Here is a 14,983-nt window from a genome sequence, read left to right as displayed (position 1 = left end):
CTGAAAAACACAAGATGGTTCATTCACCAGCCAATGGATTTCACAGCCAAGGCAAAAAAAGGCCCCAACGCGCAAGCAAAGCGTTGGGGAATCGTTTCGTTACGACAGCGCATCGAGCAGGCGGCTTAGCTCCTTCCGCTCTTGTTCGGTGAGCGGCACAAGCGGAAGGCGCACCGAACCAACGTCCAGCCCGCGCAGCTGCAGCGCCGTTTTCACCGGCACCGGGCTTGGGGCGGCAAACAAGCCTTTCATGAGCGGCAGCCATTTTCGATGCAGCGCCGCCGCCTTCTGATGATCGCCCGCTAAAAAGGAACGAATCATTTCCTGCATTTCATTGCCAATGATGTGCGAAGCGACCGAGACGACGCCATTGCCGCCGATCGCTAGCACTGGAAGCGTCAAGCTGTCGTCGCCGCTGTAGAGCAAAAAGTCGTCCGGCGTACGCTCAATGATTTCCGCCATGGCGTCCAAATTGCCGCCCGCTTCCTTGACAGCGACAATGTTCGGAACTTCGGACAGCCGGATGACCGTCTCCGGAGCAAGACTCACCGACGTGCGCCCTGGAACGTTATACAGCATCACCGGCAGCGATGTGCTTTCGGCAATCGCTTTGAAATGTTGATACAGCCCTTCTTGGTTCGGCTTGTTGTAATACGGCGCCACAAGCATGACAGCATCGACGCCCGCCTCTTCCGCCTTTTTCGTCAGCTCGATCGACGCGCGCGTATCGTTCGTGCCCGTTCCAGCAATGACCGGCGCCCGGCCGTTGACGACGGAGACGACATGGCGAAAAAGCGCGATTTTTTCCTCGGTCGTCAACGTCGGCGACTCGCCGGTCGTGCCGGCGACAACGAGCGCATCTGTGCCATTGTCAAGCAAATAGTTGACAAGCTCCGTTGTTTTTGCCAAGTCGAGATTCCCTTTTCGGTCAAATGGCGTAACCATCGCCGTTATGATGTTCCCGAACTGAACCACGGTTTTCACTCCTCGCTCCAAATCGCTTCATCTTCGCCCGCATCCGCCTCGGATAAACAGAAGGCGTCATGCAGAGCGTTGACCGCCTTTTCCATATCGTCTTGCTTCACTAGCACCCAAATCGTCGTATGGCTGTCGGCGGACTGCAAAATTTGAATGCCTTGCTCCGACAAGGCAGTGACGATTTTCGCCGTCACCCCCGGTACGCCGGCAATGCCGGCGCCGACGACCGACACTTTGGCGCATCGGGGCGTCACGGCCGGTTCGTAGCCGATGCGGCGCAGGGCGGCCACCGCTTTTTCCGTCATGTCGCCGCTCACGGTGTACACAACACCGTACGGGGAAATGTTGATAAAGTCCACGCTGATCCCTTCATGGGCCATCGCTTGAAACACGTCAGACTGCAGCTCATAGTGGCCTTCTTTCGCCAGCACTTTGATTTGTGTGACGTCGGCGACGTACGTAATGCCGGTGACAAGCCGCTCTTTCACATCGCTTCCTTTTCGGCCGCGCACCGATGAAGTGACGAGCGTCCCGGGGGCATCGGAGTACGTCGAGCGAATGCGCAGCGGCACTTTCGCCTGCATGGCGATCTCCACCGCGCGCGGATGGATCACTTTCGCCCCTTGGTACGCCATGTTGCAAATTTCCGTATACGTAACGACGTCAAGCGGCCGGGCGCTCTCAACGATGCGCGGGTCGGCGGTCATGACGCCGTCGACATCGGTGAAAATATCAACCCACTCCGCGTTTAACGCCGCGCCGAGCGCTGCCGCCGACGTGTCGCTCCCGCCGCGGCCGAGCGTTGTTATGTCGCCGTTTTCCGCCATGCCTTGAAAGCCGGCGACAACGACGACGTCGTATTGCCGAAGCGCCTCAAGGAGGCGGTCGCAGCGCATTTCGAGAATTTTCGCGTTCGTATGATCGCTGTTCGTGCAAAATCCTGCCTGGGCGCCGGTGAACGCCGTCGCTTTGATGCCGTGTTCGTTCAACAAGTTGCTGAACACAACGCTTGAGATGATTTCTCCGCACGCCATAAGCATATCTTGCTCTCGTTTTGTGACATGGTGATGAACGCCGCCGATCAAACTAAGCAGCGTATCGGTCGCATATGGATCGCCGCAACGTCCCATAGCCGATACGACGGCCACGACTTTATAGCCATCTTCCAACGCCCGTTCAATATGGCGGCGCGCCAAGTTCCGCCCGCGCTCGTCGCGGACGGACGTGCCGCCGAACTTTTGAACAATGAGTTTCATGCTAACACCTCGATGCTTTTTCAAATGAGCCCGAGCTTCAACAAACTTTCTGCGATTTGCACCGAGTTCGAGGCTGCACCTTTTAGCAAGTTGTCAGCGACAATCCATAGATGGAAGCCGCGGCGGTTGTCCAAATCGCGGCGGATGCGGCCGACAAACACGTCGTACTTACCGACGCAATGGGCCGGCATCGGATACAACTGTTCGCTCGGATCATCTTGAAGCACGACGCCCGGCGCTTCGCGGAGCACCGCCTGCAAGTCAGAGGCGGTGACGCCGTCTTGTTCAATTTCGATGTACACCGATTCCGAATGGCCGCTCGCCACCGGAATGCGCACGCACGTCGCCGCCACTTTCAGCTCAGGCATATGCATAATTTTTTTTGTTTCATTGATCATTTTCATCTCTTCAAACGTAAATCCATTGTCTTGAAACTTATCGATTTGCGGAATGGCGTTGAACGCAATTGGGTAATGCTTTCGGTCCGATTTCACTGGCAAAATGTTCGCCTCCACCGGCTTCCCTTCGAGCACCGCTTTCGTCTGCTCGTTGAGCTCTTCAATGGCCTGCGCTCCCGCCCCGGAGACGGCTTGGTACGTCGAGACAATGACGCGCTCTAGGCCAAACGCCTTCCGAATCGGCTCCAACGCCACAACCATTTGAATCGTCGAGCAGTTCGGATTGGCGATAATGCCGTTATGCCACGTCAAGTCGCTTTCGTTCACTTCCGGAACGACAAGCGGCACGTTTTCCTCCATCCGAAACGCGCTCGTATTGTCGATCACGATCGCTCCGCGCCGCACCGCTTCCGGCGCCAGCGCTTTCGATACGGCGCCGCCGGCGCTGAACAAGGCGATGTCGACCCCGTCAAAGCGCTCGGGCGATGCCGCCTGCACTTCGATCTCCTCGCTGCGAAAGCGCATTTTTTTGCCGGCTGACCGCTCCGATGACAACAAAGTCAATTTTCCAACCGGGAAGTTCCGGTCTTCAAGCGTCCGCACCATTTGCTGCCCGACGGCCCCCGTTGCTCCGACGACAGCGACATGATATTGTTTTTGAGCCATCCACCATTCTCCTTCCACATCGTCACTCTAAGAAGTGAATTCATAGTCTTTATTTTATCACATTCCGCTGTGGACGAGAGAACATTTTTATGCGGAACATGGATTTTCGATTCAGTTGTAGCGGAACCGCTCGATAATGACCGGCTGCAGCTGCTTCCCTTCAAGCGCGGCAAGAATCGTATCGCGCAAAAGCGGCATGTAGGCGACCATGGAGTTCGGCTTCGCCTGCGGGGCGTCTTGGCCGAACGGGATGAAATAAATGTTTTTTGCTGCCATAAGCCGCATTAGATTGACGCCGTTTAAGCCGAGCGCATCGTTCGTCGAAATGCCAAGCACGACCGGGCGGTGGTTGCGCATCGTCGCTTTCGCCGCCATCAGCACGGGGGAATCCGTCATGGCATTGGCCAGCTTGCTCATCGAGTTGCCGGTGAGCGGAGCGATCACCATGCAGTCGAGCGGAATTTTCGGCCCGAGAGGCTCCGCTTTGACGATCGTATCGATCACTTCATGTCCGGTCAGTTGTTCGAGTTTTTTCACCCATTCTTCCCCTTCGCCAAAGCGGGTGTTCGTCGTTTTCACCGTATAGGTGACGATCGGCAGCACCTCCGCTCCTTCGTTGACAAGCTTCTCGATCTCCGGGAACACCGCATCATATGTGCAATGCGACCCGGTGAGGCCAAAGCCGATCCGTTTTCCTTTCAAGCTGTTTCCGCTCATGCATGATTCTCCTCCCGTTTTTGTAAATCTGCATATAATAGTTGCGCCAAGACGTTGGCGATGATTTTCCCAGCTGTCTTCGGCGCGACAATCCCCGGCAGCCCGGGCGCCAAAATGGCTTTCACTCCCCGTTTTTCGGCATAGCGGAAGTCAGTGCCGCCCGGTTTTGACGCCAAATCGATAATCAGCGTATGGGGCGGCATTTTGGCGATGACGCTCGCCGTCACGATGAGATGAGGCACGGTGTTGATGCAGACGTCAATGTCACGCACTTCTTTTTCCAAATCGTTTAAGTGAAACGGCACGAGCCCCATTTCTGTAATGCGGGCGAGATGCTCCGACCGGCGCGCCCCGACTTTCACTTTCGCCCCCAACGCGGCGAACGTCCGGGCGACGGTCATGCCAACGCGTCCAAGCCCCAAGACGGCAACGCATGAGCCGTGGATCGTAAAATCCGTATGCTGAATGACCATCATCACCGTGCCTTCCGCGGTCGGAATGGAGTTGTAAATGGCGACATCGTCGCGCTCAAACAACTGCACGTGCTTGCGCCCTGTTTTTTTCACCAATTCGTCCAAATACGCGTTGCTGATGCCGGAATAAATCGTGCATTGCCGCGCCGTTTTTTGCACCATCTCTTCTGTAAACGGAATCGGTTCGTGGGCAAACACGCTGTTGACGTTTCCGTCCAGCGTCGTGCCGTGAACCGGCAAAATGATCGCATCCAAATCGGCAAAATCGACTTCGCCAATCGGCAGCTTCATCGCCCCGGTGAAATGATGGGCGAGCTGGTCGAAGCCGACAAGCGACAACTTCGCGTCGAGTTCAACGAGTTTGCGGATGACTTCAAGCTGCCTAGCATCGCCGCCGATGATGGCGATATGCATTCCTGTCAGCATCATGTTGTACGCTCACCTTCTTTTCTGGCAAACTGCTCCGTTTCCTTTCCCATCTTATGTTGGAAGGAAAATATAGGTGAATATCCTTGCGGGAAAAAATGGGCGATATGCGCCCAAAGCTGACAAGAGGCAGTCATTTTTTCTGTTTTTGTTCCTTACATATAAAGTAAAGAAGCGAAAAAGGAGGAAACCAGCATGAGGCTGAGCGAATTAAGCGGAAAAGAAATTGTCGATGTAAGCCGAGCCGAGCGGCTCGGGGTGCTCGGGCAGACCGATTTGGAAATCAACGAGCAAACGGGGCAGATCGAGGCGCTGCTCATCCCAACGGGAAAATGGTTCGGGTTTCGCAAAGACGGACAGGAAATTCGCGTGCCGTGGAAATATATTCGCAAAATCGGCGCCGATATGGTGATGATCGACGTCCCCGAGGAAGGGTGAAAGAGGCGGAAACGAAAAAGCTAACAACCTAGCGAAAGGTCGTTAGCTTTTTTGAGCTTGGTCTATGAATGGAGCGGGCGCGGCAGCACGCCGTCCGGGCTGATTAAGGCGAGCGCGTAATCGTCCGTGAAAACCGTGCGCGCCAGTTCGTTTACTTTTTCCACCGTGACACTTTCAATCTCTTCAATGATCTCATCAAGCGAGCGGTGGCGGCCGAGAAGGAGTTCATTTTTGCCGTTGCGGCTCATCCGGCTGTTCGTGCTCTCGAGCCCAAGCATCAGGCTTCCTTTCATCTGCTCTTTGCTGTTATGCAACTCTTTTTCGGTCACTCCGTCCTCCTTCAGCTGGCGAATGGTGTGCTGGATCGTTTCGAACAGCACATCAAGCTGGCTGCTTCCTGTGCCGGCGTAAATGGCGAGCAGGCCGCTGTCTTGGTAGGCGGAATGGTACGAGAACACCGAATACGCCAATCCGCGCTGTTCGCGCACTTCCTGAAACAGCCGGCTGCTCATGCTGCCGCCTAAAATATTGTTCAAGATGAGGAGCGGGTACGCGTCCGGATGGCCGATCGGCAACCCGTTGAATCCGATGCATACGTGCGCCTGCTCAGTGTCCTTTTTGCGCGCGATCTTTTGCGGCACAAACGCCGGCGTCCCTGAAGAAGGCGGCTTGCTCTCTGCGGCAAACGAGCCGAAATAGCGCTCGACCTCATCAATAAACCGTTCGTCGACGTTGCCGGCGACCGAAATGACGACGCGATCCGGTGTATAGTAGTCCGCCATATATTGGCGCAGCGTGTCGCCAGTAAACGTGCGCAGCGTCTCTTCCGTGCCCAAAATCGGATAGCCGAGCGGATGACCCGCATAGCACGCTTTGCCGAGCAAATCGTGGACGATGTCATCCGGTGTATCTTCATACATTTTGATTTCCTCGAGCACGACGTTGCGCTCCTTTTGCAGCTCATCCTCCACAAATGTCGAGTGGAAAAACATATCGGCGAGCATTTCAAGCGCCAGCGGCGCGTGTTCATCCAACACTTTGGCGTAGTAACACGTATACTCCTTCGATGTAAAGGCGTTTACTTGCCCGCCGATGCTGTCGAATGCTTCCGCAATGTCCCGGGCCGTGCGCGTCGTTGTCCCCTTGAAAAACATATGCTCTAAAAAATGGGAAATGCCATTGGTTTGCTCCGTTTCATTGCGCGAGCCGGTCCCGATCCATATGCCGATGGCCACCGACCTTACAGTCGGAATTTGCTCGAGCACGATTCGCACACCGTTTTTGCACGTATATTTGTTAATCAACTCCATGTTCCTCCTGTTTGTTTGCCAGTCTTTTCTCATCGAATAAGGCCGTCAAGCTGCCTAGGGCGTAGCCTTTTTGCTTAATCGAGATGATCAGCTCGTCAAGTGCAGCCGCCGTCGGCATCGTTGGGTGCATCAAAATGATGGCGCCAGGATGAACTTTCGATGTCACCCGTTTCACTATAACAGATGGCGACGGTTTTTGCCAATCAATTGTATCGACGCTCCATAGAATCGTTTTCATGCCGAGTTCCGCGGCGACCTCGACGACCTCGTCGCGGTAGCTGCCGCTTGGCGGGGCAAACCATTTGCATTTAACCGATGTCGCCGCCTCAATCACTTCGTTTGTTTTTTCGAGCTCGCGGCGGATGTTGTCGACAGCGAGCGTTTTCATATCGGGATGGCTGTAGGAATGGTTGCCGATTTCATGGCCGGCGTCTGCTATCATTTTTGCCATCTCCGGGTGTTTTTTTACCCATCGTCCTTCCAAAAAGAACGTCGCCTTGACATTGTATTTTTTCATCGTCTCAAGCATGTCGGGGAGGTATTCTTCCCCCCAAGCGACATTGACCGCAAACGCCACCATCGGCTTGTCAGGATGGCCGCGGTAAATCGGCGCCGGCGGCAAATCGTCCAAATGGACGCGCGGGGGCACTTGACGGAACACGAGTTTTCGCTCATCAAACATCCCCGTTTTCTTCATGTTTTGATAGGAGGCGTCAATGTCGACGGCGAGCCCGTTGTAGCCGGGCGTCGCCTTCCATACTTTATCGATGACCGCATCTTGGGCGGGAATTTCATATTGCTTCGCTTGTTTGACGATCGTGTCGTACAGCTTGTCGCGCTCTTTCATCGCGGTTGTTTCCATCGGGCGCCAGCTCGCGATGTAATCGCCAACCGGAGGCCAATGAACCGCCGCCCAGGCGGCAAGAAACATGACCGCTAGCGCCATATAGCGGGCAATTCCGTTGTTCACCCTTGTCCCCCTCCTTTTTTACTACTACAACATATGTCTTAGGGGGACAGGATAGAACATAACAAAAGAGCCTTAAGAAACAAATTCCTAAGGCTTCATGCGATGGCGCTCCGGCCGTCTTCCTCGTTTTTCCCTAGATTCCCGCGGCAGTTCCCCTCCAATGTTGCGGGCATCGCGCAACACCGCTTTGCGCGACAGGTTGACGCGCCCTTGCTTATCGATTTCCGTTACTTTCACTAAAATTTCATCGCCAATCGAAACGACGTCTTCGACTTTGCCGACCCGCCCTTCAGCGAGCTCGGAAATATGGACAAGCCCGTCTTTGCCGTTGAACAACTCAACGAAGGCGCCGAATTTTTCAATCCGTTTCACTTTGCCTAAGTACACTTGGCCGACTTCGACTTCGCGGACGATGTCTTCGATGATTTGCTTCGCTTTTTGGTTGGCCGCTTCATCCACAGACGAGATGAAAATCGTGCCGTCTTGTTCGATGTCGATTTTGACGCCGGTTTCGTCGATGATTTTGTTGATCTGCTTGCCGCTTGGTCCGATCACCTCCCGGATTTTGTCCGGGTTGATGTGCATGATCAAAATTTTCGGTGCATATTTGGACAGCTCTTTGCGCGGTTCGCTGAGCGTTTGCATCATATGATCCAAAATCTCGAGCCGCCCTTTGCGCGCTTGCATGAGCGCCTCTTCCAAAATCTCGCGCGTCAATCCTTTGATTTTAATGTCCATTTGCAATGCCGTCACGCCTTTTCTCGTGCCGGCGACTTTAAAGTCCATATCGCCAAGATGGTCTTCGATGCCTTGAATGTCTGTCAAAATCGTGTAATGGTCGTCGTTTTTCACAAGCCCCATGGCAATGCCGGCGACCGGTGCTTTAATCGGCACCCCAGCATCCATCATCGCCAGCGTGCTGGCGCAAATGCTGGCCTGCGATGTCGAGCCGTTCGACTCCAGCACTTCGGAAACGAGGCGGATCGTATACGGGAATTCGCGCTCCGACGGCACGACCGGCTCGAGCGCCCGTTCGCCAAGCGCCCCGTGTCCGATTTCACGACGCCCCGGCCCGCGCATCGGCCCGGTTTCCCCGACGGAAAACGGCGGGAAGTTGTAATGGTGCATAAACCGCTTCGATTCTTCAAGGTCAAGCCCGTCCAAAATTTGCACATCACCAAGCGCCCCAAGCGTACAAACGCTCAACACTTGCGTCTGCCCGCGCGTAAACAAACCGGAGCCGTGCGTGCGCGGCAGGACGCCGACCGCCGATGAAAGCGGACGGATTTCATCGACTTTGCGCCCGTCCGGACGGATTTTCTCGACCGTGATCAAACGGCGCACTTCCTCTTTTACGAGTTTATGCAAAATTTCCTGTACTTGCTTGAGCTTCTCCTCATCCGCTTCTTCCGCCTCATATTTGGCGATGACGCCAGCTTTCACATCTTCAATGGCAGCATCGCGCGCCAGTTTCTCCGGCACTTGCACCGCTCGCTTAATGTCCGCTTCGGCAAGCTGGCGGATTTCCGCCTCCAGCGCTGGATCCGGCTCGTAAAGGACGACTTCCATTTTTTCTTTGCCGACTTGGGCGGCGATTTCCTCTTGGAAGGCGATGAGCCGCTTCACTTCCTCATGGCCGAACATGATCGCTTCCAAAATCACTTCTTCCGGCACCTCATCCGCCCCGGCTTCCACCATGTTGATCGCATCTTTTGTGCCGGCGACGACAAGATGCAGATCGCTTTTTTCCATTTGCTCGACCGTCGGATTGATGACAAACTGGCCGTCAACGCGGCCGACGATGACACCGGCGATCGGCCCTTCAAACGGAATGTCGGAAATCGTCAGCGCCACCGACGAACCGATTAAGGCCGCTACTTCCGGCGCGCAGTCTTGATCAACGCTCATGACCATCGAGACGACTTGCACTTCGTTGCGGAATCCTTCGGCAAACAGCGGGCGAATCGGTCGGTCGATGAGACGGCTCACCAAAATGGCTTTCTCGCTCGGGCGACCTTCGCGCTTAATAAACCCGCCAGGAATTTTTCCAACCGCATACAACCGTTCCTCGTAGTTGACGGTAAGCGGGAAAAAGTCAACGTTTTTCGCCTCTCGCGACGCGGTGGCTGTGCTCAACACGACCGTATCGCCGTAGCGGACGAGCGCCGCGCCATTCGCCTGTTTCGCCAGCTCGCCGGTTTCGACGATGAGCGGCCGCCCGGCCACATCGATGGAAAACACGCGTTTCTCTTGTTCCATACAGACGAGTACTCCTCTCTATGTACAGATGAAATTTAGATCAGCTGATGATTAGTATAGACGAATTGGCACCATTGTTATCATCGCCGTGTCAATCACGCCTATAAACTAGCAAAAAAGCGGGAATGCTCCCGCTTTTTTATCGACGTAATCCAAGTTTCTCAATCAATTCACGGTAGCGCGCCACATCTTTCTTGCGCAAGTAGGCCAATAAGTTGCGGCGCTTCCCGACCATTTTCAGCAAGCCGCGCCGTGAATGATGGTCTTTTTTATGAATGCGCAAATGCTCGTTCAAGTTGTTGATTTGCTCCGTCAGGATCGCAACTTGCACTTCCGGAGAACCAGTGTCGTTCTCATGGATTTTAAACTGCTCGATGATTTCGCGTTTGCGCTCCTGCGTCAATGCCATCCTTGTTCACCTCCCTAGTCCTAGATCCCCGATTGCCGAGCGGGCGTCGGTGACTCGCCTAGCCAAGCAATGGTTCGCATACATTGATTAGAATACCTCTTTTTCCGGCAAAATGCAAGTCTTTTCGCTGAAACAGCGGAAATACTGCTCCGCCTCTTTCTTGTCGCGGGCGATTTGCGCCGTCAGTTCATCGACACTGGTAAACTTCTGCTCGCTCCGCAGACGGCGGTGCCACTCAATGGTCATCGTTTGTCCATAAATATCGCCGGAAAACTCGAATAAGTGCACCTCAATATTCGGCAATCCTTCGCGCGTTTTATGGAACGTCGGTTTGTAGCCGACGTTCGCCACCCCTTCATATACTTGCCCGCCGATCACCGCCTTGACTGCATAGACGCCGACTGCCGGCAAGGCATAATCGCTGTTTAAAGCGATGTTCGCCGTTGGAAAGCCGATCATCCGCCCGCGCCGTTCCCCGGCAACGACCGTTCCTTCAAGCTCATAAAAGCGGCCGAGCAGGCGGGGAAGCTGTTCGACCGCCCCGTCTTCGAGCAGTTTCCGCACCCGGGACGAGCTCACTTTTTCCCCGTCGACCGCGAGCTTCGGAATGACCGTCTGTCCAAAGCGGCCGCGCGCATGAATCGGCATCGTCTCCATCGTTCCTTTTCCGAACCGCCCATAAGTGAAATCGAAGCCGGCGACGACATGTTTCACGTGCAACCCGTCCAAATATTGGTCAACGAACGCTTCTGGCGACAGCGCAGCAAACGTCGGCGTAAATTCAACGATGTACAGCCGGTTGACGCCAAGTGATGCAATCAGCTGCTCCTTTTTGCCAAGCGGCGTGATCGAGCGCAGCTCGGACTGTTTGCCAAGCACAACGGACGGATGAGGATGAAACGTCATCACCGCGCTTTCGTACCCACGCTCGTTGGCGATCTCGACCGCGGTGCGGATCACTTTTTGATGGCCGAGGTGGATGCCGTCGAAATAGCCCAGCGCCATCACCGTCGGAGGGAGCGCCTGGCGTTCGAGACGGTGGGGATGCGAAAGAAACAGCGTTTCCATGTCCATGACCTACCTTCTTTATTTCCGCGCTGCACCCGCGGCGTTAACGAAACACTTTGAGCGGTTTCATCAAGCCGGGGCGCGCCGGATAGCCGAGCCGCTCGCCGATCATCACCGCCAGCGTACGCACGTACGTGCCTTTGCTGCACGTGACGCGAAAGCGAAATGACACCGTTTCCCCAAAGAATTGTTCACGTTCATCAAGCAGTTCGAGCTCATAAATGGTCACGCGCCGCGTCGGACGTTCGACTTCGATGCCGGCGCGCGCGTATTCATACAGTTTTTTGCCGCCCACTTTCACCGCGGAGTACATCGGCGGCGTTTGCTCAATTTCTCCGGTCAAGCTGTCAAACACCGCTTCGATTTCCGCGCGCGCAATCGGCCGGTCAACCGGACGGGCGGCGATGATGTCGCCGTCCGCATCTTCGGTTGTCGTCGCGGCGCCAAGCGTCACTTTTCCTTCATACGTTTTCGTCGTCCCGGTCAAAAACTCGGCGATGCGCGTCGCCTTGCCAAGGCAAATGGGCAGCACACCGGACACGTTTGGGTCAAGCGTGCCGGTGTGTCCCGCTTTTTTTACGCCAAGCAGACGGCGCACTTTGGCCACGCAGTCGTGAGACGTCATCCCTTTCGGTTTATTCAGCAGCAATACCCCGTCCATCGACGCACCCTTTCCGTTTCCATGATCATGAATGGAAATGGATAGACGGTTCGTCTATCCATTGTTCGGCTCCCCATCCGCCTCTTTCGCCGGGTGGTCATCGCTTGAAATTTGCCGAATCAGCTGTTCGATGCGGCTGCCGTATTCAATCGTTTCATCGATTTCAAAGAAAATTTCCGGCGTCTTGCGAAGGCGGATGCGCTGCCCGATTTCCGAACGGATAAACCCTTTCGCTTTCTCGAGCGCCTTCAACGTCTCTTCCTGCTGCTTGTCATCGCCAAGGACGCTGATGTACACTTTCGCCTGTTGCAAATCACCGGTGACCCGCACATCGGTCACCGTGACAAAGCCGATGCGCGGGTCTTTCAGCCTGCGGCTGATGATGTCGCTCAACTCTTTTTTCATTTGCTCGCCAACGCGAGTTGCCCGTATATTCATCACCCATCACCTCGGTTACAACCACTCGAATGATGTGGCCGCCCGCTCCAGCTCAGGGAACGAGTCGATCAAAGCAAGCGCACGCTCGAGCTCCCGTTCGGTCGCCCGGCGGCTGGACGTAATGGCAACAAGGCCGATGGTCGCTCGTTGCCATGCGTCTTGATGATCGATTTCGGCCACAGAGACGTTATATTTTTGCCGGATTCTTGTCATGACCCGCTGCAGGACGGCCCGTTTATCCTTGAGCGAGCGGGCGTTGTAGATGATGCATTCGCACGCAGCGAAGCCGATCATGCCCGGGCCACTTCCTGCATGATGTATGCTTCGATGACATCTCCTTCTTTGATATCATTGAAGTTTTTGATCGTCAGCCCGCATTCATACCCTTGCGCCACTTCGCGCACATCGTCTTTATACCGCTTGAGCGAATCGATTTCCCCTTCGTAGACGACGATGCCTTGGCGAATGAGGCGCACCTTGCTGTCGCGGGTGATTTTGCCGTCCGTGACATAGCAACCGGCGATCGTGCCGACTTTCGATACTTTGAACGTTTGCCGCACTTCCGCCTGACCGATCACTTTCTCTTCGTACTCCGGATCGAGCATCCCTTTCATCGCCGCTTCAATTTCCTCGATGACATTGTAAATGATGCGATGGAGGCGGATGTCGACTTTTTCCGATTCAGCGGCGCGCTTTGCGTTTGCATCCGGACGGACGTTAAATCCAATGACGATGGCGTTCGATGCCGTCGCCAGCGAAATATCCGATTCGGTGATGGCGCCGACAGCCGCGTGGATGATTTTCACCCGCACGCCTTCCACATCGATTTTTTGCAAGGCGGCGACAAGCGCCTCAACCGATCCTTGAACATCGGCTTTGACGATCAAATTCAGCTCTTTCATTTCGCCTTGCTTAATTTGTTCAAACAAATCATCCAAGCTGACGCGCGTTTTGACGCTTCGCTGCTCCTGCAGCTGCCGCTGCGCCCGCGCCTCCGCGATTTGCCGCGCCTTTTTCTCATCCTCAAACACCATGAAGCGGTCGCCGGCTTGCGGCACTTCATGCAGCCCAGTAATTTCGACTGGCATCGACGGAGTCGCCTCTTTGACGCGCCGGCCGCTGTCGTTCACCATCGCGCGCACGCGCCCGTATGTTGTGCCGACGACGATCGGATCGCCGACACGCAACGTTCCCGCTTGAATCAAAAGCGTTGCCACCGGGCCACGCCCTTTATCAAGCTTCGCTTCGATCACCGTACCGACCGCACGCCGGTTCGGGTTGGCTTTTAATTCTTCCATCTCACTGACAAGCAAAATCATTTCCAAAAGATGATCAAGGCCCTCTTTCGTTTTCGCCGACAACTTGCAGAAAATCGTATCGCCGCCCCATTCTTCCGGAACGAGGTTGTATTCCATCAATTCTTGCATGACGCGGTCCGGGTTCGCTTCCGGCTTATCGATTTTGTTGATGGCGACAATAATCGGCACGTTTGCCGCCTTGGCGTGGTTGATCGCTTCCACCGTCTGCGGCATCACCCCGTCATCCGCGGCAACGACAAGAATGACGATATCGGTCACTTGCGCGCCGCGCGCCCGCATCGTTGTAAACGCTTCATGCCCCGGCGTATCGAGGAACGTAATTTTTTTGTCATTGACCGTCACTTGATACGCACCGATGTGTTGCGTAATACCGCCGGCTTCTTGCTCCGTCACTTTGGAGTGGCGGATCGCATCAAGCAACGTCGTTTTCCCGTGGTCGACGTGCCCCATGATCGTCACGACCGGCGGCCGTTCAACCAAATCTTCCGGCGCATCGACAATTTCGATCGCTTCAAAGTTCGTCTCATCGATCGTCACTTTTTCTTCGACTTCAACGCCGTAATCTGAGCAGATGAGCTCGATGGCGTCTTTGTCTAAATCTTGGTTGATTGTCGCCATCACGCCGAGCATAAACAGCTTCTTAATAATTTCCGACGGTTCGCGGCCAAGCTTTTTCGCCAGTTCGGCCACGGTAAGCGAGCCTTCAAACGTAATTTTTTTCGGCAGCTCTTTTTCTTTTTTCGCCGGCTGCGGCGCTTGTTTTGCGGCTGGTGCTGCCTGCTTTTTCCCTTTCGCCGGCCCTTTTCCTTTCTTTTTCGCCGCTTGGAGCAGTTTCTTTTCTTGCTGTTGCGCCTCGGTTTTTTTCGTTTCCTTCCCTTTTGGCGCTCCCTTTTTCTTCGCCGGTTTCATTTTCGCCGCTTCTTTGCTGTCGTCAAAAATTTCCTCATCAGCAAAATCGGCCGCTTTCGCCGGCGTCGGCCGTTTCGGCTTCTCCGTTTTCTTTTCCGCTTTTTTCTCTTCTTTTTTCCCGGTGTTCGGGCGATATTGATGGTCGAGTTTTTCGACGACATCAGCCTCCAGCATCGCCATATGGTTGTTCACTTCAATGTTCATTTCTTTCAATTTATGAATGACGTCCTTGCTTGGAACGTTCTGTTTTTTCGCGTATTCATACACACGCATTTTCGACATACATTC

Annotated in this window: 14 protein-coding genes and 1 pseudogene; 1 reads left to right on the top strand and 14 read right to left on the bottom strand. The window is 54.7% G+C overall.

Annotation, left to right across the window (positions count from 1 at the left end; all coding sequences use genetic code 11):
* Window positions 1-99: 99 nt before the first annotated feature.
* The 5 genes from dapA to dpaA all read right to left on the bottom strand — a co-directional run bounded on the left by dapA (window position 100) and on the right by dpaA (window position 4,917).
* A complete protein-coding gene (dapA, locus tag GT3570_RS06030) occupies window positions 100-975 on the bottom strand; it encodes a 4-hydroxy-tetrahydrodipicolinate synthase (protein ID WP_011230777.1) in 876 nt (291 codons plus the stop codon).
* Window positions 976-980: 5 nt separating this feature from the next.
* Window positions 981-2,234, bottom strand: a complete 1,254-nt coding sequence (gene dapG, locus GT3570_RS06025) for an aspartate kinase (RefSeq protein WP_011230776.1) — start codon at window positions 2,232-2,234, stop codon at window positions 981-983.
* A gap of 20 nt (window positions 2,235-2,254) precedes the next feature.
* Window positions 2,255-3,298, bottom strand: coding sequence for an aspartate-semialdehyde dehydrogenase (asd, locus tag GT3570_RS06020; RefSeq protein WP_014195482.1), 1,044 nt, complete (start codon window positions 3,296-3,298; stop codon window positions 2,255-2,257).
* A 111-nt stretch (window positions 3,299-3,409) separates the two neighbouring features.
* On the bottom strand, window positions 3,410-4,015 hold the full coding sequence (locus GT3570_RS06015; RefSeq protein WP_011230774.1) for a dipicolinate synthase subunit B: 606 nt from the start codon (window positions 4,013-4,015) through the stop codon (window positions 3,410-3,412).
* On the bottom strand, window positions 4,012-4,917 hold the full coding sequence (dpaA, locus tag GT3570_RS06010; protein WP_062898535.1) for a dipicolinic acid synthetase subunit A: 906 nt from the start codon (window positions 4,915-4,917) through the stop codon (window positions 4,012-4,014). The genes GT3570_RS06015 and dpaA overlap by 4 nt, the downstream gene beginning before the upstream one ends.
* Window positions 4,918-5,109: 192 nt before the next feature.
* Between dpaA and GT3570_RS06005 the strand changes: the two genes are divergently transcribed.
* Window positions 5,110-5,352: a YlmC/YmxH family sporulation protein gene (locus GT3570_RS06005; RefSeq protein ID WP_011230772.1), complete on the top strand. Its 243-nt coding sequence runs from the start codon at window positions 5,110-5,112 to the stop codon at window positions 5,350-5,352.
* A 62-nt stretch (window positions 5,353-5,414) separates the two neighbouring features.
* Here GT3570_RS06005 and GT3570_RS06000 read toward each other — a convergent pair whose 3' ends face one another.
* The 9 genes and pseudogenes from GT3570_RS06000 to infB all read right to left on the bottom strand — a co-directional run bounded on the left by GT3570_RS06000 (window position 5,415) and on the right by infB (window position 14,977).
* On the bottom strand, window positions 5,415-6,662 hold the full coding sequence (locus GT3570_RS06000; RefSeq protein ID WP_062898534.1) for a M16 family metallopeptidase: 1,248 nt from the start codon (window positions 6,660-6,662) through the stop codon (window positions 5,415-5,417).
* A complete protein-coding gene (locus GT3570_RS05995; RefSeq protein ID WP_011230770.1) occupies window positions 6,649-7,632 on the bottom strand; it encodes a polysaccharide deacetylase family protein in 984 nt (327 codons plus the stop codon). The genes GT3570_RS06000 and GT3570_RS05995 overlap by 14 nt, the downstream gene beginning before the upstream one ends.
* A gap of 87 nt (window positions 7,633-7,719) precedes the next feature.
* Complete coding sequence (gene pnp, locus GT3570_RS05990; protein ID WP_013523420.1) at window positions 7,720-9,891, bottom strand: polyribonucleotide nucleotidyltransferase; 2,172 nt, start codon at window positions 9,889-9,891, stop codon at window positions 7,720-7,722.
* A gap of 139 nt (window positions 9,892-10,030) precedes the next feature.
* Window positions 10,031-10,300, bottom strand: coding sequence for a 30S ribosomal protein S15 (gene rpsO / locus GT3570_RS05985; RefSeq protein ID WP_011230768.1), 270 nt, complete (start codon window positions 10,298-10,300; stop codon window positions 10,031-10,033).
* An 87-nt stretch (window positions 10,301-10,387) separates the two neighbouring features.
* Complete coding sequence (gene ribF, locus GT3570_RS05980; protein WP_031206507.1) at window positions 10,388-11,368, bottom strand: bifunctional riboflavin kinase/FAD synthetase; 981 nt, start codon at window positions 11,366-11,368, stop codon at window positions 10,388-10,390.
* Between the two features lie 82 nt (window positions 11,369-11,450).
* Window positions 11,451-12,029, bottom strand: a pseudogene (gene truB / locus GT3570_RS05975) (tRNA pseudouridine(55) synthase TruB); the annotation flags it as partial.
* A 54-nt stretch (window positions 12,030-12,083) separates the two neighbouring features.
* Window positions 12,084-12,467, bottom strand: a complete 384-nt coding sequence (gene rbfA, locus GT3570_RS05970) for a 30S ribosome-binding factor RbfA (RefSeq protein ID WP_014195477.1) — start codon at window positions 12,465-12,467, stop codon at window positions 12,084-12,086.
* A 15-nt stretch (window positions 12,468-12,482) separates the two neighbouring features.
* Window positions 12,483-12,761: a DUF503 domain-containing protein gene (locus GT3570_RS05965; RefSeq protein ID WP_011230764.1), complete on the bottom strand. Its 279-nt coding sequence runs from the start codon at window positions 12,759-12,761 to the stop codon at window positions 12,483-12,485.
* Window positions 12,758-14,977 (bottom strand): translation initiation factor IF-2, encoded by a 2,220-nt coding sequence (gene infB / locus GT3570_RS05960; RefSeq protein ID WP_013523417.1) that lies wholly within the window; start codon window positions 14,975-14,977, stop codon window positions 12,758-12,760. Before infB ends, GT3570_RS05965 begins: the two co-directional genes overlap by 4 nt.
* Window positions 14,978-14,983: the final 6 nt, after the last annotated feature.

The sequence above is a fragment of the Geobacillus thermoleovorans genome (assembly GCF_001610955.1).
Taxonomy (GTDB): domain Bacteria; phylum Bacillota; class Bacilli; order Bacillales; family Anoxybacillaceae; genus Geobacillus; species Geobacillus thermoleovorans.
This window is presented reverse-complemented; position numbering and strand designations above follow the sequence as displayed.